The organism is Lentzea sp. NBC_00516 (assembly GCF_036346835.1).
In the GTDB taxonomy this organism is placed as follows: domain Bacteria; phylum Actinomycetota; class Actinomycetes; order Mycobacteriales; family Pseudonocardiaceae; genus Lentzea; species Lentzea sokolovensis.
In genome coordinates, this window is sequence record NZ_CP107840.1 from 1,580,791 (window position 1) to 1,598,556 (window position 17,766).

A 17,766-nucleotide genomic window follows, 5' to 3' on the forward strand; every position below is an offset into this window, starting at 1 on the left:
TGTGGTCGGTGTGCTGAACTTCTTCGTGGCGTTCCTGGTGGCGCTGGTTCCCTCCGCACCGCCCAGCGGACCGCCGCCCAGCACCCTGCCCGTGGTCGCGGCCGCCGTGGTGTGCGTGCTCTCGTGCGACACGCTTGATCCCTCCAAGGCCGGTCAGGAGACCTTTCCAGTGCCGGAGAAGCAGATCAACGGCCGGCGGCTGGTGCTGCACGTGTCGGACCGCGACGGCATGGCGTGGGGGAGCATCGACAACGGTGTCGCCGGCGACTCGGTGTGGCTGGACAGGTCGTGGGACGGCGGCGCGAGCTGGGAGGGTCTGCTGGGCAGGGCGAGCATTCCCGGCTCGTGGACGGGCACGAGAACGTTGATGTACAACGTGACCGACCCCGTCAGCCACCGGCGCGGTTTGCTCCGCGCGTGCGGTGACGCCGCCGCGGTCACGTGCACCGACTGGATCTATCCGACCGTGTGCGACGTGTTGTGCGACCGCACGAGCGCAGGCCAGGCCAACGGCGACGTGCAGCCGGTGCCGCCGACGACGTTGTACGGCCGGGTCATCCGGCTGCACACCGACGCGAACGCGATGGCGTGGGCGAGCATCGAGGCGGGTGGGCCGGGCGACGAGGTCTGGCTCGACCGCTCCTGGGACAGCGGCGTGAGCTGGCCCGGCGGTTCCTCGTTGGGGCGCACCGCGACACCCGCCGGGGCGAACTCGGTGCGCAGCAGCATGTTCGCGACCCGAGACCCGCGCGGCCGCCACTACGGCGGCGCCGTGCGCGCGTGCGGCAGAGAAGCAGCCCACCAGGAAGGCAGCTGCACGGCGTGGGCGCGACCCGTCCCCACGAGGGCGCGCGCCGCCGTGGACGCGCTCCTGTACTCCTACGACCCGTTCACCGCGTGGTGGCCGACGAGCTGGTGGAACTCGGCCACGACGCTGACAGCGGTGATGGACTCCGGAATCCGGGACTACGACTGGGTGATCGCGCGGACGTTCGACGTGAACCGCGGCCGATTCGCGGCGGGACAGCGCGGCAGCGACCCGATCGAGGGCGACTTCATCAGCCGTTCCATCGACGACAGCGCCTGGTGGGGCCTCGCCTGGGTGGCGGCCTACGACCACACCGGCGACCAGCGCTACCTCACCATGGCCACCACCATCGCGACGTACGTGCACCAGTACTGGGACACCCGCACGTGCGGCGGCGGGGTCTGGTGGGACCGCGAACGCACCTACAAGAACGCCGTGACGAACGGCCAGTACCTGCGGCTGACCGCGTCGATCCACCGCCGCACATCCGGCGACTCGGTGTGGCTCCAACGCGCCCGCACCGCTGCGGACTGGTACCTGAACAGCGGACTGATCAGCTCGTCCGGCCTGGTCAACGACGGGCTGACCGGCGACTGCCGCAACAACGGCCAGACGGTGTGGACCTACAACCAGGGGCTGGGCATCGGCGGTTTCGTCGAGGTGTGGCGCGCGACCGGCGACACCAGGTACCTCGACACCGCGAAACGCCTGGCGGACTCGGCGATCGCGAGCCCGGTGCTGACCCGCGGCGGCGTGCTCACCGAGTCCTGCGACGTCGGCTCGAACTCCTGCGACGACAACCAGAAGCAGTTCAAGGGCATCTTCGTGCGCTACCTGAACGACCTCGCCAGAGCCACGAACTCCGCCGCCTACCAACGGTTCGCGCGTCAGCAGTCGGACTCGGTGTGGGCGAACGACCGCGACGCGTTGAACCGGATCGGCCAGCGCTGGGCCGGAGGCACGCCCAACCAGGTGGACTGGCGCACGCAGGCGAGCGGCCTGAACGCGGTGATCGGCTGATCACCTGTCGGGCCGGGCGAGGGCCTTCTCGGCGAGCTTCGTCTCGATGTGCCGCAGCGTCGCGATCGTCGCGTCCACCTCGGCCCGGTCGGTGACGACGCCGTCGAGCAGGTCGCTCCAGAGGTCGCTGAGCCGCCGGAGGTTCTCCTGCGCGCGGTCGGTGGGGTAGAGGCGCACACGCCGGGCGTCCTCCGGGTCGGGTTCGCGGTGCACCAGGCCCTTGTTCTCCAGACCGCGCAGGGCCCGGCTGAAGTTGCTGGAGATCTGCTGGGTGGCCTCGGCGGCGGCGCGGGCCGACGTGCCGGGGTTGCGGTCGATGTACCGCATCACCGCGATGTCGCCCGGTGTCCACGACTCCCGGTTCAGCGCCTCCTTGGAGGCGTGGATCTGGCGGCCGACCGCGGCGATCAGGTCGGCGAGCTCGAACAAACGGGCCTTCTCGTCCTCATCCACGCGACCCATGTTACTTTTGCTGTCATCTGATAGCTATCATCTGACAGGAGAAGTGGTGAACTCGCCGTCACGCAGTGCCATTCCCGTGCCGTTGCTGCTCGTGCTCGCCCTGCTGGCGAGCGTCGCCCCGTTCGGCATCGACCTCTACCTGCCGGCGTTCCCGCGCATGGCCGTCGAACTGGTGACCAGCGACACCGCCATCCAGCTCACCCTCACGATGTTCCTGCTCGGGCTCGCGACCGGTCAGCTCGTCTTCGGCCCGGTCTCGGACAGGTGGGGCAGGCGCGGGCCTCTGTTGATCGGGTCGGCGCTGTTCGTGGCCGCGAGCCTGCTCGCCGCCGTCGCGCCCACGATCGCGATCCTGCTGGTGGCCCGGCTCGTCCAGGGCGTGAGTGCCGCGGCGGGCATGGTCATCGGCCGCGCGATCATCGCCGACCTCGTGACCGGACGTGCCGCGGCGCGGGCGTTCAGCCTCATGATGACCGTGACCGGGGTGGCGCCGGTGGTCGCGCCGCTGCTGGGCAGCCTGATGGTCGACGGCATCGGGTGGCGAGGCGTGCTGTTCGTGCTGGCCGGCCTGGCCGTCGCGATGCTCGCCGGATCGGCGGCGCTCGTCCGCGAGACCCATCCCCGGGAACGCCGTGGCTCGGCGCACGGCGGCGGTTTCCGCAGTCTCGGCCGGCGCGCCTACCTGACCGCGACGGCGACGTTCGTGCTCTCGTTCGCCGTGCTGATGGCCTACATCTCGGCCTCGCCCTTCCTCTACCAGGTCGTCATCGGGCTGAGCCCCGTCGGCTACGGCATGCTGTTCGCGCTCAACGCGCTCGGCCTGATCGCGAGCAGCACGGTCGCCTCCCGGTTGCTGCGCACCCGGTCCCCGCGGCAGATCCTCGCCATCGGCACCACCTGGCTGCTCACCGCCGCCGTGACGCTGCTGCTCCTGGCTCTCCTGCCGATCAACGCGGCCTGGCTCGTCGTGCCGATCTTCTTCCTGGTCCCGGCCCTGGGTTTCATCGCGGGACCGGCGACGGGACTCGCCCTCGACGCGGTGCGGGGCGCCGCTGGCACCGGGTCGGCCGTGCTGGGAGCGTCGCAGTTCGCGCTCGCCGCGCTCGTCTCCCCGCTGGTCAGCGTGGGCGACGGCCACTCGGCGCTGCCGATGGCGATCACCATCGCGGTGCTCGCCCTGCTCGCGGCCTCCGCCTACCAGGTGCTCGCCCGCACTCCGCAGGCCCAGAACGATGGGAACGCTCTCACCCAGAGGGCGGTTGTGACGCCCGCGGGTGGTGCGCCACGGTGACCACCGGCTGACAACGTTGTCCCGGAGGTCTGTTCATGCGTGCGCTGCTGGTCGTGCTGGCAACCGCCTTCGCCCTGCTCGTTCCGGCCGGGCCCACCTCGGCGGGCACCGCGCCGGACTACGCGGAGTTCCCGTACGCGCCGACGACCTACGCGGAGCCGTTCCGCGGCCAGTTCCACTTCAGCTCGCAGTCGGGGTGGATGAACGACCCCAACGGGCTGGTGTTCGCGAACGGCCTCTACCACTTCTTCTACCAGCACAACCCGCACGGTCTCGAGTGGGACACCATGCACTGGGGCCACGCCACGAGCCCGGATCTCGTGCACTGGACCCAGAAACCGATCGCGCTGGAACCCGGCGTGCACCCCGGCACGTTGTTCTCCGGCGGCGGCATCGTCGACAAGTTCAACACCTCGGGCCTCAAGACCGGCGCCCTGGACCCGATCGTTGTCTTCTCGAACACCAACGGCGTCAGCGTCTTCTACAGCAACGACAACGGCCGCAGCTTCCAGGCGTACGACGGCGGGCGCAAGCAGATCGAGATCCCGGAGGAGAGCCGCGACCCCAACGTCGTGTGGGACGCCGACCGCCGCCAGTGGGTCATGGTCGTCTGGTCGAACCGGGGAGGTAACGGCGCCGACATCTACACCTCGCCCAACCTCCTCCAGTGGACGTTCGCCAGCCGCTACGCCGCGGACTGGCTGTTCGAGTGCCCCGACCTGTTCGTGCTGCCGCTCGACGGCAGGCCGCAGTGGGTCCTCACGTCCGCCACGAGCGAGTACGTGGTCGGCACGTTCGACGGCAAGACCTTCCGCACCGACCGGCCGCAGCCCAAGAAGATGAACCTGGGCACCACGTACCCCGGCGGGACCTTCTACGCCGCCGAGTCGTTCGACAACACGCCGGACGGCCGCGTGGTGCAGATGGCCTGGCAGGGCGGCAACAGAGGTGGCTCCTGGACCGGCAACGCGACGTTCCCCGTGGCGCTGGGCCTGGTCGGGTCGCCGGACGGCCCGAAGATCACCAGGACCCCGGTGGCCGAACTGGACTCGCTGCGCGCCGACACCCGAACCTGGCGCAACACCACGGTGACCGCCACGAACAACCCGTTCTCCGGAATCCTCGCCGACACCTACGAGATCACCGCGCGCTTCGACCTGCGCGGTGCGACGGCCCAGGAGTTCGGCTTCGCGCTGCACAGCCGTTCCGATGGCACCGCCGACCGCACGGTCACCTACGACCGGGCCGCGGGCACGTTGTACGACAGGCCTTTCCAGGTCACCGGTGACGAGGTCAGCGTGCGGCTGTTGGTCGACCGGGGCCAGCTGGAGGTCTTCAGCGGTGACGGGCTGTTCTCGGTGGCGGACAACGTGAACTTCGACTCTGCCGCTGTCAGTCAGGGCATCAGGCTGTTCGCGAACGGCGGCCAGGTGCGATTGAAGGACGCGAAGTTCACCCGGCTCAGCACGAGCTGGGGCACCGCTCAGTCCACTTTGGAGAGCAACCTCTCGGGGCCCTGGCACGCGACCGCGGGTTCGTGGACCGACGTGGCGGGCGGCAAGCGGGCGGAGGCGGCCGGCGACTCGTTCTACCTGAGCGCGAGCACGGCCGGCGACGCGACCTATCAGGGAGATCTGCGCCTGGACACCGCGCAGGCCGCGGGCCTCACCTTCCGTGCCACGCCAGAGGGTGCCGGGTACACCGCGAACATCGACGCGGCCGGGGTGGTCAAGTTGTGGCGTCCCGGCCGTGACATCGCGAGCTACGCCACGCCGATCGCGCAGGGCCAGACCTACCACCTGAGGGTGCAGACGACCGGATCGCGCATCCAGGTCTGGCTCAACCACGGCACTTCGCCGATCATCGACGCCACCGACACCGCGTACGCCAGCGGCCGGTTCGGCGCGAACGTCTATCGCGGCGCGGCGACCGTGCAGAACCTGAACACCGGCCCGTCCGGGTTCGCCGCGTTCGCGTCCGGACCGTGGACGGCGGTCGGCGGCACCTGGACCGCGACACCGGACTCGTTGCGCGCCAGCGCTTCCGGCGACGCCTTCTACCTCAGCGACCGCACCGCGGCCGACCTCGTCTACGAGGGCGACCTGTCGATCGTGAACGGGGTGGCGGTGGGCCTGACGTTCCGCGCGGGTGCCGATGGCGCGGGCTACACGGCGAACATCGACTCCAGTGGCGCGGTGAAGCTGTGGCGTCCGGGCCGTGACATCGCGACCTACTCGACGCCGATCGTCCAGGGCCGCGCCTACCACCTGAAGGTGCAGGCGACCGGCTCCCGGATCCAGGTCTGGCTCGACCGCGGCACCTCACCGGTCATCGACGCGACCGACGCGACCTACGGCGCGGGACGGGTGGGGCTCAACGTGTACGCAGGGACCGCGTCGGTGCGGCAGCTCGCGATCAGCTGACACGGCCGGTCAGGTGCGGGCGATCTTCGCCACCAGGAGCTGCCGGGCGAGCGCGGTGAGGCCGTTCCAGAGGGCGTCGAGCAGGTCGTCGGTGGGCTTGGTCCGCAGTTCCTCCACGGAGAACCCCGAGTGCCGGTCGGTCTCGGTCATCGCGTCCTGCCGGTAGATCCGTTCGAGCCGTTCGGCCGGGCTGTCGACGAGCCGGAAGTACAGCACGGAGCAGATGTCCATCATCGCGTGCCAGTCCGCGTGCAGGCCGGCCTTCGGGAAGTAGGTCTGCAGGCGGCTTTCCAGTGCCTTGCCGACGACGCGGGATCTCCGGTACTGCTGGCCGAGGTCGTGTTTGACCGTCTCCAGGTAGCCGCGGTTGCCCGTGGCGGACGCCGTCGTGTCCTTCATGAACCAGTAGTAGGTGGCGAGGAAGTGGAACGAGCCGGCGGCGTCGGTGACCTGGTTGACCAGTTCGCTGCGGAGCTCGCGGTTCGCGCGCCTGGTCTGGATGGTGTGGTTGAGCCAGGTGATGAACCCGCCGAGCACGAGCGTTCCGAGGATGGCTCCGGTGACCGGGCCGATCAGGGCGCGCAGAACGTCCGCAAGTGCCACATTCGTGCTGTCGCGGCTTGGACTTCCGGCGCTACGGGTGCTGGGGCGGGTTCACTCGTTCGGCCCCTTTCGGTCCGCTAACGGGACTTCGTGGCCGCCCAGGTCTCGAGCCCGTCCAGGAACCGGTCCACGCCGAAGCCGAGTTCGAACGGCAGCGCGTCGCCGCTCGCTTTCCTGGGCCCTGCGGCGATCTCGGCGGCGTGGACCGCGGTCAGCGCCGGGTAGGCCTCCGGGTCGATGAGGTCGGCGACGACGTGCGTCAGGTCGGCGTCGGTGTGCGGGATTCCGTCGTCGTGCTTGTACTGGCCGGCCATGCTCGTGCTGATCTGCGCCGTGCCGCGGACGACCGCGGTCAGGTGCAGGGCCGCCGCCCGCGCCTCGCCGCCGCTCAGACCCGCTGCCAGCAGGGGGCGCAGCAGCCGGTCGAGCCAAGCGAGCTGGTTGGGCCCGACGGGCGCGTGGTCGAGCGGGACGCGCAGGATCCACGGGCGGCGGTGGAACCCGGCCCACAGCGCGCCGGCCCACAGCCGGACGGCCTCCCGGAAGTCCGCGGCGTCGTCGAGGTCCGGGGGAGCGCCCGCGCCGACGTCGGCCGCCACCTCCAGCAGCAGGTCCTTGCTCGGCACGTGGTTGTAGAGCGACATCGTCGAGTAGCCGAGTTCGGCGGCGATCCGCTGCATGGACAGCGCCTCCAGGCCGTCGGCGTCGGCGACCCTGACCGCGGCCTGCGCGATCAGCTCCACGCTGAGCCGGGACCGGGGGCCGCGCCGGCCGGGTTGGCGTCCCTCCCACAGCAGCGTGAGGCTGCGCCGCAGGTCAGGGTCCTTGCTGTCACGTGTCGTCATCCGCCATCCCGTCCGGTCGCCCGGTGTCATCCTAAAACTATGTACGTCATACGTTTCTATGTATGGTGTACATAGTTTCCGCCCGGTCCCCACTCGAACGGACTTGTCATGACTTCGACCTCGCGCACGTCCTGGTGGCGGCGGCCCTGGATCGTGCCGCTGATGCTGGTGGTGGCGGCGTTCCTGGCGTTCTCCGTGCCGCCGTACCTGACCTTCGACCCCGCCCAGTCCCGCCTGAAACCGCCGGAGGGCAACGACCTCTACTACCCGCTGCTGGTCGCGCACGTCCTTTTCGGCACCGTCGCGATGGCGACCGCCTGCTTCCAGGTCTGGCCGGCGTTCCGCGCGCGGCACCGCGTCGGGCACCGGATCACCGGCCGGATCTACGTCTACGCCGGGGCGTTGCCCGCCGGTGTGCTCGGCCTGTACATCGGCTGGCACACCGTGGCAGGCCCGTCGGTGCTGGTGGCGAACCTCGTGGGATCGGCGCTGTGGCTGCTCGTCACGATCGTCGGGCTGCGCAAGGCCCTTCAACGGCGCTACGACGAGCACCGCCGGTGGATGTCGCGCAGCTTCGCGCTCGCGATGTCGATCGCGCTGAGCCGGGTGATCAACATCCCGGCCATGATCGTGCTGACGCCGCAGGTCGACACGGCGTTCGGTGGCAACGAGGAACTGATGCGGAACACCGCGACGAGCATCGGTGTCTGGCTCAGTCCGCTTCTGTTGCTCCTGCTGACGGACTGGATCCTGGAACGCCGCAAACCTCGTGTGCCACGAACCGCGCCGTCGCCCGCGGATTTCGGAACACCCGCAGTCGCGCGCCTTTAGCGTGCGTCGCGATCGCGTTCATCAGGAGCGGTCGATGCCGGCGGCGCCACGACCACACCCAGAGCCAGAAATCGGCCCGTTCCCGTGAACGGCGCAGCGCTCGCCAGGCACAGCGCGGGAACGAGTAGTCGAGCAGCAGCACGGTGTCCGCCCTGTGCAGCCGGACGTCGAGCACGTCGTAGGGGCCGAGGTCGCCGTCCATGATCCACCGGTCGGCGGCGGCGAGTTCGCCCTGGACGACGGCCCAGCGGTCCGGGGGAGTCGCTTCCAGGCCCGGTCCCCAGAAGTGTTGGTCGAGTTCGACGACGGGGAGCCCGGTCGCGGCGCCCAGGGCGGCGGCCAGGGTCGACTTCCCCGCGCCGCCACGGCCGAGGATCACCACGCGCTGCACGGTCGCGATCGTGCCAGCGTGCCGCCAGAGGTGCGAGCCTGTTTCGTCCGGTGAGGACGGTTAAGCTACGCCGGTGATCAATGGCCGGCGCCACCCTGGCCGCCTCGTCGTGCTGTCGTTCCTGGCCGCGGTCACGACGGGCACGTCGCTGTTCATGCTCCCGATGGCGGCCGAGCCCGGGAAGACGACCCCGTTCATGACGGCGTTCTTCACCGCGGTCTCCGGCCTCACCGGCACCGGTCTCGCCGTGGTCGACACGGGCACGCACTGGTCGACGTTCGGCGAGGTGCTGCTGCTGGTGCTGTCCCAGATCGGTGGCATCGGGATCATGACGCTGGCGTCGCTGCTGGCGATGATGGTGTCGAACCGCATCGGCCTGCAGTTGCAGCTCACGGTCCGGACCGAGACGAACACGCTGAACCTCGGCCACGTCCGCAGGGTCGCGCTGGGCGTCGTCGTGATCAGCCTGGTGGTCGAGGCGATCGGCGCGGTGGTGCTGGGCCTGCGGTTCTGGCTCGGCCACGGCTACACGCCGGAGAGGGCGTTCTACTCGGGCGTGTTCCACTCGGTGTCGGCGTTCAACAGCGTCGGACTGTCGCTCTACCCCGACAACCTGATGAGGTTCGCGACCGACCCGTGGGTGTCGCTGACGGTCGTGACGGTGGGCGTGATCGGCGGGCTGGGCTTCCCGGTGCTGTTCGAGGTGCTGCGCGGGCGGCGGCGCAAGCGCTGGTCGCTGCACACCCGGATCACCGTGCCGGTGTACCTGTCGCTGATCGCGTTCGGCGCGGTGATGTTCCTCGTCGTCGAGTGGGCCCGCACGGACACGCTCGGCCCGTACGGGATCTGGGAGAAGCTGCTGATCGGCGTCTTCCACGGCGCGCAGCCGGGCACGGCGGGCTTCAACACCGTCGACGTCTCCCAGCTCCAGCCGGCCACGCTGCTGGTGAACGACGTGCTGATGTTCATCGGCGGCGGCAGTGCGGGTACGACCGGCGGCATCAAGGTGACGACGTTCGCGCTGCTGGCGTTCGTCCTGCTCGCCGAGGTGCGGGCCGAACCGAGCGTGCACGTGATGGGCCGCAGGCTCGCCAACGACGTGCAGCGCCAGGCCGTCACGGTGGCGTTGATGGGCATAGGCGCCGTCATGACCGCCACGCTCATCATGCTCGCCACGACCTCGTTCCGGCTCGACGCCGTGCTGTTCGAGGCGGCGTCGGCGTTCGGCGGTGTCGGCATGTCGACCGGCATCACCGCGCAGCTGCCCGTGGTGGGACAGCTGGTGATCATGGCGTTGATGTTCATCGGCAGGCTCGGCCCGATCACACTGGTGTCCACGCTGGCGCTGCGCGAACGCGGGCGCCGCTACGAACTACCCGAGGAGCGCCCCATTGTCGGATAGGCAGGCCAACCGGGTGGTCGTGATCGGCCTCGGCCGGTTCGGCAGCTCGCTCGCGCTGGAACTGGTCAGTCACGGCACCGAGGTCATGGCGATCGACCAGGACCCCAAACTGATCCAGCGCCACGCCGACGACCTCACGCACGCCGTGGTCGCCGACAGCACCGATGCCGAGGTGATGCGGCAGCTCGGCGTGGACGAGTTCGAACTGGCCGTCGTCGGCATCGGCACGAACCTGGAGGCCAGCATCCTGACCACGGCCGTCCTGGCCGACTTCGGCATCAAGACCATCTGGGCCAAGGCGATCAGCCGCGAGCACGGCCGCATCCTGGAACGCATCGGCGCGCACCACGTGGTCCTGCCGGAGTACGAGATGGGTGAACGCGTCGCCCACCTCGTCACCGGCCGCCTGCTCGACTTCATCCAGTTCGAGGACGACTACGCGATCGTCAAGACCCGCGCGCCGAAGGAGGCCGTCGGCCACACCTTGGGCGACAGCAGGCTGCGCAAGAAGTACGGCGTGACCGTGGTCGGCGTGAAGCGTCCAGGCGAAGGCTTCACCTACGCCACCGCGGAGACCATGGTGCACGCCGGTGACGTGCTCATCGTGGCGGGCAGGACGTCCGAGGTCGAACGGCTCGCCGATCTCACCTAGTCGCCCAGCCGGTCCAGCTCGTTCGCGCTCAGCGTGAACTCCACGGCCTGGGCCGACGCGGTGATGGACGCCGGACGGCTCGCTCCCGGAATCGGGATCACGGCGGGGGAGCGGGCGAGCAGCCACGCCAGGGCGATCTGCTGCGGGCTCGCGCCGCGTTCGGCCGCGACGGCGTGGAACGCGGTGCCCGCCGAGGCGGGGCCCGGTCCGTCGAGGGAGCTGCGGGAGATGCCGCCGAGTGGGCTCCAGGGCAGGAACGCCAGGCCGAGGTCGGTGCACAGCCGCAGCACGGGCTCGCTGTCGCGGACGGCGGGGGAGTACCTGTTCTGCACGGACGCGAGTCCATCGCCGAGGATCTCGCGTGCTTCGAGGACCTGGGCCGTCGTCGTGTTGGAGATGCCCGCAGAGCGGATCGTGCCGGCGTCGAGCAGGTCGCGCAGCGCGCCGACGGACTCGGCCCACGGCACCGCGGGATCCGGCTTGTGCAGCTGGTACAGGCCGATCGCGTCGACGCCCAGGCGCCGGGCGGAGGCTTCGGCGGCCCGCTTGAGGTGCTCCGGGGTGGCGGTGACGGTCCAGCTGCCGTCGCCGGGACGGCCGCGCCCGCCCTTGGTGGCTACGAGGACGCCGGAAGTGTCGCCGTAGCGGGCCAGGGCGCGTGCGATCAGCAGTTCGTTGTGGCCTTCCTCGGCGGCGTGCCAGTGATAGCTGTCGGCGGTGTCGATCAGCGTGACGCCGGCGTCGAGAGCGGCGTGGATCGTGGCGACGGCCCGTGTCTCGTCCGGACGGTGTTCGATCGACAACGGCATGGCGCCCAGGCCGATGGCGCTGACGGCGGTGGTCGCGATGAAGCGGTGGCGCATCAGGTCCCCAGGAGGTCGGTGACGGCGCCAGGCAGCCAGTCACGGGTGTGCGAGACGAAAAGGCCCAGTTGCTTCGCGCGGGCGTTGCTCATGGCGTAGTGGCGGTCGAACGAGAACGGCGACGCCTCGGCGCCCTCGGAAACCGTTCGGCAGACGGGCGCCCGGCCAGCCTGCGCGGAGATGAGCGCGATGAGCTCGTGGACGTCGAGCGGGCCGTCGGAACAGGCGTTGACCGGACCGGTGAAGCCGCCGGTGGCCGTCCACCGCAGCACGTCCGCCAGCTCCTCCCAGTGGACGAAGACCGTGGGCAACGCGTTGGCGTGCACCAGGATCTCCTCGCCGCGCAGGACGCGTCCGACGTAGTGCGCGAGCCGTCCGGTGAACTCTCTGGCGCCGCCGCCGAGCACATGAGCGCTGCGCACGCTGACGAAGTCGAAGCCGCCGGCACGCGTGAACACCGCCTCCGCCTGGCGCTTGCCCTCGGCGTAGTGCGCCTCCAGATACCTGTTGTCGTGCCAGGGAAGGTCCAGGGCCACCAGCCAAATGGACGGGTCCACGAGCTCCTCCCGCACGGGCGTACCGGGAGGCACGGTCAGTGCGGCTGTCGCGGGGTCGTAGACCTCGATCGTGGACGTCATGACGTAGCGCAGGGTGCGGCCGGTGAAGACGCGGGCGGCGATCGCGGCCTGCACCGGGGTGTAGCAGACCTGGTCCACCACGGCGTCGAACGTGCGGTCGCCGAGCGCCGCCTTCAGCGCGGACTCGTCGTTCCGGTCGGCGACGAGGTGCTCGACGCCGGCGGGCGGCGAGGCAGCACCGCGGTTGATCACGGTGACCTGGTGGCCCTCCTCGTGCAGGCGCTCCACCAGGAGCGTTCCGAAGTACCGGCTTCCGCCGATGACGCAGATCTTGGACATGTCCCCATCGTGGAGATCTGCGATCATCAGCAGAAGTCCCGACCTGCTGTACTGGCATTAAGGAAAACTGTTGATCGACGTGCAACGGCTCCGCGTCCTGCGGGCAGTGGCGGAGCACGGCAGCTTCAACCAGGCGGCCGCCGCGCTTCGTCTCACCCCCTCGGCCGTCTCCCAGCAGATGGCTGCGCTGGAACGCAGCGTCGGCACCGAGGTCGTCAGCCGGAGCACCCGCGGTGTCACCCTGACCAGGGCCGGCGAGATCATGGTCCGCGCCGCCGAGTCCGTGGCAGCGGAGCTCGAACACGCCCAGCGGCAGGTCGCCCGGCTCAGCACCGGCCGCACGCAGATCACCGTCGCCACGTTCACCAGCGGCGGCCGGGTCCTGTTGCCCGCCGCCCTGACGCGCCTCACGACGGTCCACCCCGGCACCGTCGTCCACATCAGGGAGAGTGAACCCGAGGAGGCGCTGCCGCTGGTCCGCCAAGGCGCCGTGGACCTCGCCCTCTCCTACCACTTCGACGGCCCGCTCCCCACCGGGCCGAACGCCGGTCTGGAGTGGACTCCGCTCCTCGAAGACCCCCTGCACGTCGTTCTGCCCCAAGGACATCGGCTCGCCGGCCGCGATGCGCTCGACCTCGCCGAACTGGCCGCCGAACCGTGGGTGCTCGGCTGCCTGAAGACCGAGGCCTATCTGCGCCGCTACGCCGAGCGCGCCGGGTTCGTCCCGGACGTTCGCGGCACCACCACCGACTACTTCTTCGCCCGCTCACTCGTCGCCGCGGGAATGGGGATCTCGCTGATCCCGTCCATCGCGCTCGCCCCGGAGATCCCAGGCCTGTGCACCGTCGCCATCGCGCAGCCGCGACCGATCCGCCACATCGGTGTTGCCGCGCTCAGCCGAAGCGACCAGCCCTGCGTCACGACCCTCGTCGAGGCGCTCCGCGAGCAGGCGATCTCGACTTCGGCCTGGTGAGGCCGGCGGCTGAGTCAGGCGGGCGATGGTTCGTCGGATTCCCTGTCCAGGCCGGGTTCGTCCGGCCCGGACTCCTCCGGTTCGCTGGTGTGCACGTCGGCGGGCGCGACGTGTTCGTCCGCCTCGCTCAGCAGGGACCGGATCGCGGAGTTGAGCACCGCCAGCAGTGGCACCGCGAGCAATGCGCCCGCGATGCCCGCGACGAGGAGGCCGGACGCGATGGCCAGCACCACCGAGAGCGGGTGCAGCTTCACCGCGCGGCCCAGCAGGAACGGTTGCAGGACATGGCTTTCCAGCTGGTTCACGGCGATGACGATGATCAGGGCGATCGCGGCGGTCACCGGCCCGTTCGCGACCAGGGCGATGAGCACGGCCACGCCACCCGCCACCACGGCACCGAAGATCGGGACGAACGCGCTGATGAACACCAGTGCTGCCAACGGAACCGCCAGAGGCACACGCAGAATCGCCAGTCCGATGCCGATGCCGAGCGCGTCCACCACGGCGACCGCTCCGGTCGCGCGGACGTAGCTGACGAGTGCGGCGAGACTGCGCCTGCCAGCGACGTCGACGCGCCTGCGGGGCCCACCGGGGACGATGCGGATGAGGAACTGCCAGATCCTGGGGCCGTCGTAGAGGAAGAACGCGAGCGCGAACAGCACCAGCAACATCTCGACGAGGGTCTCGCCGACCGTCGCGGCGGTGGTGATGGCGCTGGTGGTGATGCCGGTCTGGTTTTCCTGCAGGGTTTTCACGATCCGGTCGGCGAACTCGCGCAGCTGCGTCTCGCTGAGCTGCAACGGGCCGTTGACGAGCCAGTCGGACACCGCGTCGATGCTGCGGGCCAGTTGTGCCGCCAGATCAGGAAGGCCGTTGACGAAGGTCATCACGACGAACGTGAGCAGTCCGCCGAGCACGGCCAGTCCGCCGACGAGCACCACGAAGGTGGCGAATCCTCGCGGAAACGTGTGTCGCGTCAGGAAACTGACGGCGGGAGTGAGCAACGCGGCCAGCAGCAACGCGATCGCGAGCGGGACGACGAGCGAGGCGAGCCGGCCGAAGATGGTGCCGATCACGTAGAGCGAGGCCACCACGACGAGAAAGCGCCACCCGAGAGCCGCACCGACGCGCAGTCCGAAGGGAACGGAGTCCTGCGGGTCCCGGCGGTCGGTGCTCACGGCGTTCGTACCTCCGGTGTCGGTCTCCGACGCCGGGGTCCGGGGTCATCGGTGAGATGGGCGATGCGTGCCCGCACACCTCTGTCCAGGTTTCCCCGCCGGACGCGCCACAAACGTGGCGTGGACGATGGTTGAGGTTCTCCGCCGTGGGCATCCGATGGTCGACGTCCCATCTGAGATACGGGTGGAGGAGAGGAAGACATGGGCACCGACGACAAGATCGACGCCAAGGCCGACCAGGTCAAGGGCAAGGTCAAGGAAGGCGTCGGCGACGCCACCGGCGACCGTGAGCTGCAGGGCGAGGGCAAGGTGGACCAGGCGAAGGGTCACCTCAAGGACGCGGCGGAGAAGGTCAAGGACGCCTTCAAGAAGGACTGACCGGCGTTCCGCTCTCACGGGAGCATGCATCCTCCGGGTGCGTGCTCCCGTTTTGCGTTCAGGCGAGCACTTCGGCGCCGATCAGACCGGCCAGCAACAGCGCCACGCTCATGACGGCGCCGAACACCTCGACCGCCACGAGCCGTTTCCTGGCCTGCCGCGCGAAAGCCAGGTTCACCAGCACATGCGCGGACGCGGTGGCCAGCACCCACCACGGCCCTGCGGTCAGCAGCAGAGTCGCACCCAGGTAGAACGACATCGCCGTGAGGCCACGAACGCCGCTGTGCGCGGGATGCGTGCTGACGAACCCGCCCTGCGCCTTCAGTTGTTCGGCGGCCTGACGCCCGATGGGCCAGGTGAACGTCGTCAGCTCGATGGCGGCGATGAACACGAGCTGGGCCAGCGCCCAGCCGAATCCGGCCCAGAGCGCGGACTCGACGCCACTGACGGCGACCAGGACCAGCGCGAGCCGGACCACCTCGTCGGTGATTCCCGTCGTCACCCCGATGATCGTGTCCCGCCGCCGGACCGCGTGCAGTCTGCCGGCCGTGCCCAGCGCAGGCAGGCGTGCCGCCAGTGCGGCCAGCCAGCCCAGGACGCCGACCAGCGCCGTGCCCGCCTGGGAGACGCCGAGGAGGACCGCCAGCGTCGCCGCGAGGAGCACGAGCAGGATCGCGACCACCGCGGCGCCCGCCCGGATCCTCCCGGTGAGCCGAGCCGAGTCCGTGCCGGGTTCGCGCTGCGATGAGGGGTCGATGGCTCGACGCTACTCCGTCACCACCGCGGCCGCGGTTTGTCGACCCTCGTCAGCCCGGCGGCCTCCGGCGACCGTTCGTTGACCAGCCGGGCCACGTCGGACAACAGCTGACCGGTGTTGCGCGCGTAGTTCCGCATGAGGGAGAAGGCGTCCGCGACGCCGATCTCCAGCCGTTCGGTCAGCACGCCTTTGGCCTGTTCGATCACGACGCGGTTCGTCAGCGCGGTCTGGAGTTGTGCGGCGACCACCTCGCTCTGCTCGGTCGCGCGCACCTGGAGAAGGCTGATCGTGGCGACGTTCGCGAAGGACTGCGCCAGCGCGGCGGCTTCGGCGGGCAGCGCGCCGGGCGACGTGCGGAACAGGCTCAGCGCACCGATGACCTCGTCCCGCGACCGCATCGGCACCGCGTCGACCGCGGCGAATCCCAGTTCCACGGCCGCGGCGGTGAACCGGGGCCACCGCGGTTGCCCGCGCAGATCGGGGCAGCGCACCGTCCATCCGGAGTGGACACACTCCTCGGACGGGCCGTCTTCGCCCTGCGGCACCAGGTTCTCGAGCGGCCGGGCCAGGTGGCTGGAGGTGGCCATCAGCCTGAGCGCGCGCTGATCGTCGGCCAGCAGGATCCCCGCCGCGTCCACGGGCAGCAGCTCGACTGTGCGCTCGGTCAGGACGTGCAGGAACTCGATGGTGTCGAACCGCTCCACGAGTGCGTCGGCCAGTTCGGCGAACGTCTGTGCCACCCGCTGGTCCGACACGCCGGTCACCTCTCGCTCGTCGATGTGGCAGCCGCGGGGTCAGGGCGGTTCTGGTCAGACTAGCGCCGCGACGGCGGGGGACACGCTTTTCCGGGAATTACCATCGGAATGCCGAGTTCCACCTCGGTGGAACGCGTCCGAAAGAGTGTAGTGTCAATTCGTCGAGAACATTTCGCACCTGAGCGTTCAAGCTCCTGTCGTGCTCGATGAAACGTGACGCGGTCGTCTTTCGGCCGAAGTCGGGAGTTCCCGCATGACTGATTCCACCTACACGTCCGCCTACGACCGCAGGCTCAAGATGGTGGAGGACGTGCTGACCGGCCGCACCGAGATCGGCAAGGACGCGCGGGAGGTGGCGGCGCAGGTGTTGCGCGCGCTGGACCACATCCCGGAGCGGGTGCGGTGACCTGACACCACGACGGTGGGGCGCCGGCCCTGCGGTGAGCGGGCCCGGCGACTACGCCCTGGAGGCCGTCAGCGCGGTCATGTCGATCGTGCCGTCGATGACGTCCTCCGACACCTTGCTCAGGTGAAGACGGTTGCTCCTCGAATACTGCCGCAGGGTCTGAAAGGCCGTGCTCATGTCGATCTGCAGCCGCTCGGCGAGCACCCCCTTCGCCTGTTCGATGAGGATCCTGCTCTGCAACGCGTGCTGGAGTTGCCCGGCGAGCAGTTCGCGGTGGCTGATGACCTGGGCCTGGAGCAGGCCGATGGTGGCGACGTCCGCCATGGCCCGCGCCACCCTTACCCGTGTCTCGTCCAGCTCGTTCTCGTTGGCGGTGAACAGGTTCAGCGCTCCGACGGTCTGCTCGCGCAGCCGCATCGGCAGGGCGTGCACCGCGCCGAAGCCCGCGGCCACCGCGGCCGAGGAGAACTCGGGCCACCGCTGGGGTGGTTCGGTGAAACCGGTGACCGTGATCGGCGCACTGGTGAGGTAGCACTCCATGCACGGGCCCTGCCGGTGCTGGAGTTCGAAGAGTTCCAGCAGCCGGGCGCGGTCGCTGGACGCACCGACCACCTGGAGCTCACCGAAGTGGTCTGCGAGCAGGATGCCGGCCGCGTCCACCTCCAGGGTGCTGACGCAGCGGTCGGCCAGAAGATGCATGAACTCGGCCGGGTCGAAGTCGGCGACCAGGGTGTCGGCCAGTTCGACGAACGTCTCCGCCAGGTTCTCCACGGACATGACAAGTCACCTCTGTCGGTTCTCGCCGGGGCGG

19 protein-coding genes are annotated in these 17,766 nt (G+C 69.8%); 9 read left to right on the plus strand and 10 right to left on the minus strand.

Going from position 1 to position 17,766, the window contains the following annotated elements; translation table 11 throughout:
• The first annotated feature begins 10 nt into the window (after window positions 1–10).
• Window positions 11–1,828 (plus strand): glycoside hydrolase family 76 protein, encoded by a 1,818-nt coding sequence (locus OG205_RS06970; protein ID WP_330275413.1) that lies wholly within the window; start codon window positions 11–13, stop codon window positions 1,826–1,828.
• On the opposite strand, the gene OG205_RS06975 is transcribed toward OG205_RS06970, so the two are convergent.
• The gene (locus OG205_RS06975; protein WP_330275414.1) at window positions 1,829–2,290 is read right to left on the minus strand and encodes a MarR family winged helix-turn-helix transcriptional regulator; all 462 of its coding nucleotides are present in this window, start codon (window positions 2,288–2,290) and stop codon (window positions 1,829–1,831) included.
• 46 nt (window positions 2,291–2,336) lie between these two features.
• Here OG205_RS06975 and OG205_RS06980 point away from each other — a divergent pair, with 46 nt between their 5' ends.
• A complete protein-coding gene (locus OG205_RS06980) occupies window positions 2,337–3,581 on the plus strand; it encodes a multidrug effflux MFS transporter (RefSeq protein ID WP_330275415.1) in 1,245 nt (414 codons plus the stop codon).
• A gap of 35 nt (window positions 3,582–3,616) precedes the next feature.
• Entirely contained in the window at window positions 3,617–6,004 is a 2,388-nt protein-coding gene (locus OG205_RS06985; protein WP_330275416.1) for a glycoside hydrolase family 32 protein, read from the plus strand.
• A 9-nt stretch (window positions 6,005–6,013) separates the two neighbouring features.
• Here OG205_RS06985 and OG205_RS06990 read toward each other — a convergent pair whose 3' ends face one another.
• Both OG205_RS06990 and OG205_RS06995 read right to left on the minus strand, forming a co-directional pair.
• Window positions 6,014–6,607: a hypothetical protein gene (locus OG205_RS06990; protein WP_330275417.1), complete on the minus strand. Its 594-nt coding sequence runs from the start codon at window positions 6,605–6,607 to the stop codon at window positions 6,014–6,016.
• 77 nt (window positions 6,608–6,684) lie between these two features.
• Window positions 6,685–7,452 carry a TetR/AcrR family transcriptional regulator gene (locus OG205_RS06995; RefSeq protein ID WP_330275418.1) on the minus strand — a complete coding sequence of 256 codons (768 nt, stop codon included), beginning with the start codon at window positions 7,450–7,452 and terminating at the stop codon, window positions 6,685–6,687.
• A 108-nt stretch (window positions 7,453–7,560) separates the two neighbouring features.
• Here OG205_RS06995 and OG205_RS07000 point away from each other — a divergent pair, with 108 nt between their 5' ends.
• The gene (locus OG205_RS07000) at window positions 7,561–8,283 is read left to right on the plus strand and encodes a DUF2306 domain-containing protein (protein ID WP_330275419.1); all 723 of its coding nucleotides are present in this window, start codon (window positions 7,561–7,563) and stop codon (window positions 8,281–8,283) included.
• Here OG205_RS07000 and OG205_RS07005 read toward each other — a convergent pair.
• A complete protein-coding gene (locus OG205_RS07005) occupies window positions 8,165–8,674 on the minus strand; it encodes a DNA topology modulation protein FlaR (protein WP_330275420.1) in 510 nt (169 codons plus the stop codon). The genes OG205_RS07000 and OG205_RS07005 overlap by 119 nt on opposite strands.
• 73 nt (window positions 8,675–8,747) lie before the next feature.
• Between OG205_RS07005 and OG205_RS07010 the strand changes: the two genes are divergently transcribed.
• A complete protein-coding gene (locus OG205_RS07010) occupies window positions 8,748–10,076 on the plus strand; it encodes a TrkH family potassium uptake protein (RefSeq protein WP_330275421.1) in 1,329 nt (442 codons plus the stop codon).
• Window positions 10,066–10,728, plus strand: a complete 663-nt coding sequence (locus OG205_RS07015; protein WP_330275422.1) for a potassium channel family protein — start codon at window positions 10,066–10,068, stop codon at window positions 10,726–10,728. The genes OG205_RS07010 and OG205_RS07015 overlap by 11 nt, the downstream gene beginning before the upstream one ends.
• On the opposite strand, the gene OG205_RS07020 is transcribed toward OG205_RS07015, so the two are convergent.
• Together OG205_RS07020 and OG205_RS07025 are read right to left on the minus strand one after the other, a co-directional pair.
• Entirely contained in the window at window positions 10,725–11,591 is an 867-nt protein-coding gene (locus OG205_RS07020; RefSeq protein ID WP_330275423.1) for an aldo/keto reductase, read from the minus strand. The two genes, OG205_RS07015 and OG205_RS07020, sit on opposite strands and share 4 nt — an antisense overlap.
• Window positions 11,591–12,508 (minus strand): NAD-dependent epimerase/dehydratase family protein, encoded by a 918-nt coding sequence (locus tag OG205_RS07025; RefSeq protein ID WP_330275424.1) that lies wholly within the window; start codon window positions 12,506–12,508, stop codon window positions 11,591–11,593. The genes OG205_RS07020 and OG205_RS07025 overlap by 1 nt, the downstream gene beginning before the upstream one ends.
• A 79-nt stretch (window positions 12,509–12,587) precedes the next feature.
• On the opposite strand from OG205_RS07025, the gene OG205_RS07030 reads away from it, so the two are divergent.
• The gene (locus OG205_RS07030) at window positions 12,588–13,481 is read left to right on the plus strand and encodes a LysR family transcriptional regulator (RefSeq protein ID WP_330278122.1); all 894 of its coding nucleotides are present in this window, start codon (window positions 12,588–12,590) and stop codon (window positions 13,479–13,481) included.
• A 14-nt stretch (window positions 13,482–13,495) separates the two neighbouring features.
• Here OG205_RS07030 and OG205_RS07035 read toward each other — a convergent pair whose 3' ends face one another.
• A complete protein-coding gene (locus OG205_RS07035) occupies window positions 13,496–14,659 on the minus strand; it encodes an AI-2E family transporter (RefSeq protein WP_330275425.1) in 1,164 nt (387 codons plus the stop codon).
• A gap of 201 nt (window positions 14,660–14,860) precedes the next feature.
• On the opposite strand from OG205_RS07035, the gene OG205_RS07040 reads away from it, so the two are divergent.
• Entirely contained in the window at window positions 14,861–15,037 is a 177-nt protein-coding gene (locus tag OG205_RS07040) for a CsbD family protein (protein WP_330275426.1), read from the plus strand.
• A 58-nt stretch (window positions 15,038–15,095) separates the two neighbouring features.
• On the opposite strand, the gene OG205_RS07045 is transcribed toward OG205_RS07040, so the two are convergent.
• Window positions 15,096–15,719, minus strand: coding sequence for a hypothetical protein (locus OG205_RS07045; protein WP_330275427.1), 624 nt, complete (start codon window positions 15,717–15,719; stop codon window positions 15,096–15,098).
• 92 nt (window positions 15,720–15,811) lie between these two features.
• A complete protein-coding gene (locus OG205_RS07050; RefSeq protein WP_330275428.1) occupies window positions 15,812–16,549 on the minus strand; it encodes a GAF and ANTAR domain-containing protein in 738 nt (245 codons plus the stop codon).
• A 253-nt stretch (window positions 16,550–16,802) separates the two neighbouring features.
• Between OG205_RS07050 and OG205_RS07055 the strand changes: the two genes are divergently transcribed.
• Complete coding sequence (locus OG205_RS07055) at window positions 16,803–16,955, plus strand: DUF6307 family protein (RefSeq protein WP_330275429.1); 153 nt, start codon at window positions 16,803–16,805, stop codon at window positions 16,953–16,955.
• A 51-nt stretch (window positions 16,956–17,006) separates the two neighbouring features.
• Here OG205_RS07055 and OG205_RS07060 read toward each other — a convergent pair whose 3' ends face one another.
• A complete protein-coding gene (locus OG205_RS07060) occupies window positions 17,007–17,732 on the minus strand; it encodes a GAF and ANTAR domain-containing protein (protein ID WP_330275430.1) in 726 nt (241 codons plus the stop codon).
• Window positions 17,733–17,766: the final 34 nt, after the last annotated feature.

Bases quoted from the DNA above. Each gene is read 5' to 3' on its own strand.
- OG205_RS07055 (WP_330275429.1), top strand. From the start codon at position 16,803: ATGACTGATTCCACCTACACGTCCGCCTACGACCGCAGGCTCAAGATG.
- OG205_RS07025 (WP_330275424.1), bottom strand. From the start codon at position 12,508: ATGTCCAAGATCTGCGTCATCGGCGGAAGCCGGTACTTCGGAACGCTC.
- OG205_RS07040 (WP_330275426.1), top strand. From the start codon at position 14,861: ATGGGCACCGACGACAAGATCGACGCCAAGGCCGACCAGGTCAAGGGC.
- OG205_RS06975 (WP_330275414.1), bottom strand. From the start codon at position 2,290: ATGGGTCGCGTGGATGAGGACGAGAAGGCCCGTTTGTTCGAGCTCGCC.
- OG205_RS07020 (WP_330275423.1), bottom strand. From the start codon at position 11,591: ATGCGCCACCGCTTCATCGCGACCACCGCCGTCAGCGCCATCGGCCTG.
- OG205_RS06995 (WP_330275418.1), bottom strand. From the start codon at position 7,452: ATGACGACACGTGACAGCAAGGACCCTGACCTGCGGCGCAGCCTCACG.
- OG205_RS06985 (WP_330275416.1), top strand. From the start codon at position 3,617: ATGCGTGCGCTGCTGGTCGTGCTGGCAACCGCCTTCGCCCTGCTCGTT.
- OG205_RS07060 (WP_330275430.1), bottom strand. From the start codon at position 17,732: ATGTCCGTGGAGAACCTGGCGGAGACGTTCGTCGAACTGGCCGACACC.
- OG205_RS07000 (WP_330275419.1), top strand. From the start codon at position 7,561: ATGACTTCGACCTCGCGCACGTCCTGGTGGCGGCGGCCCTGGATCGTG.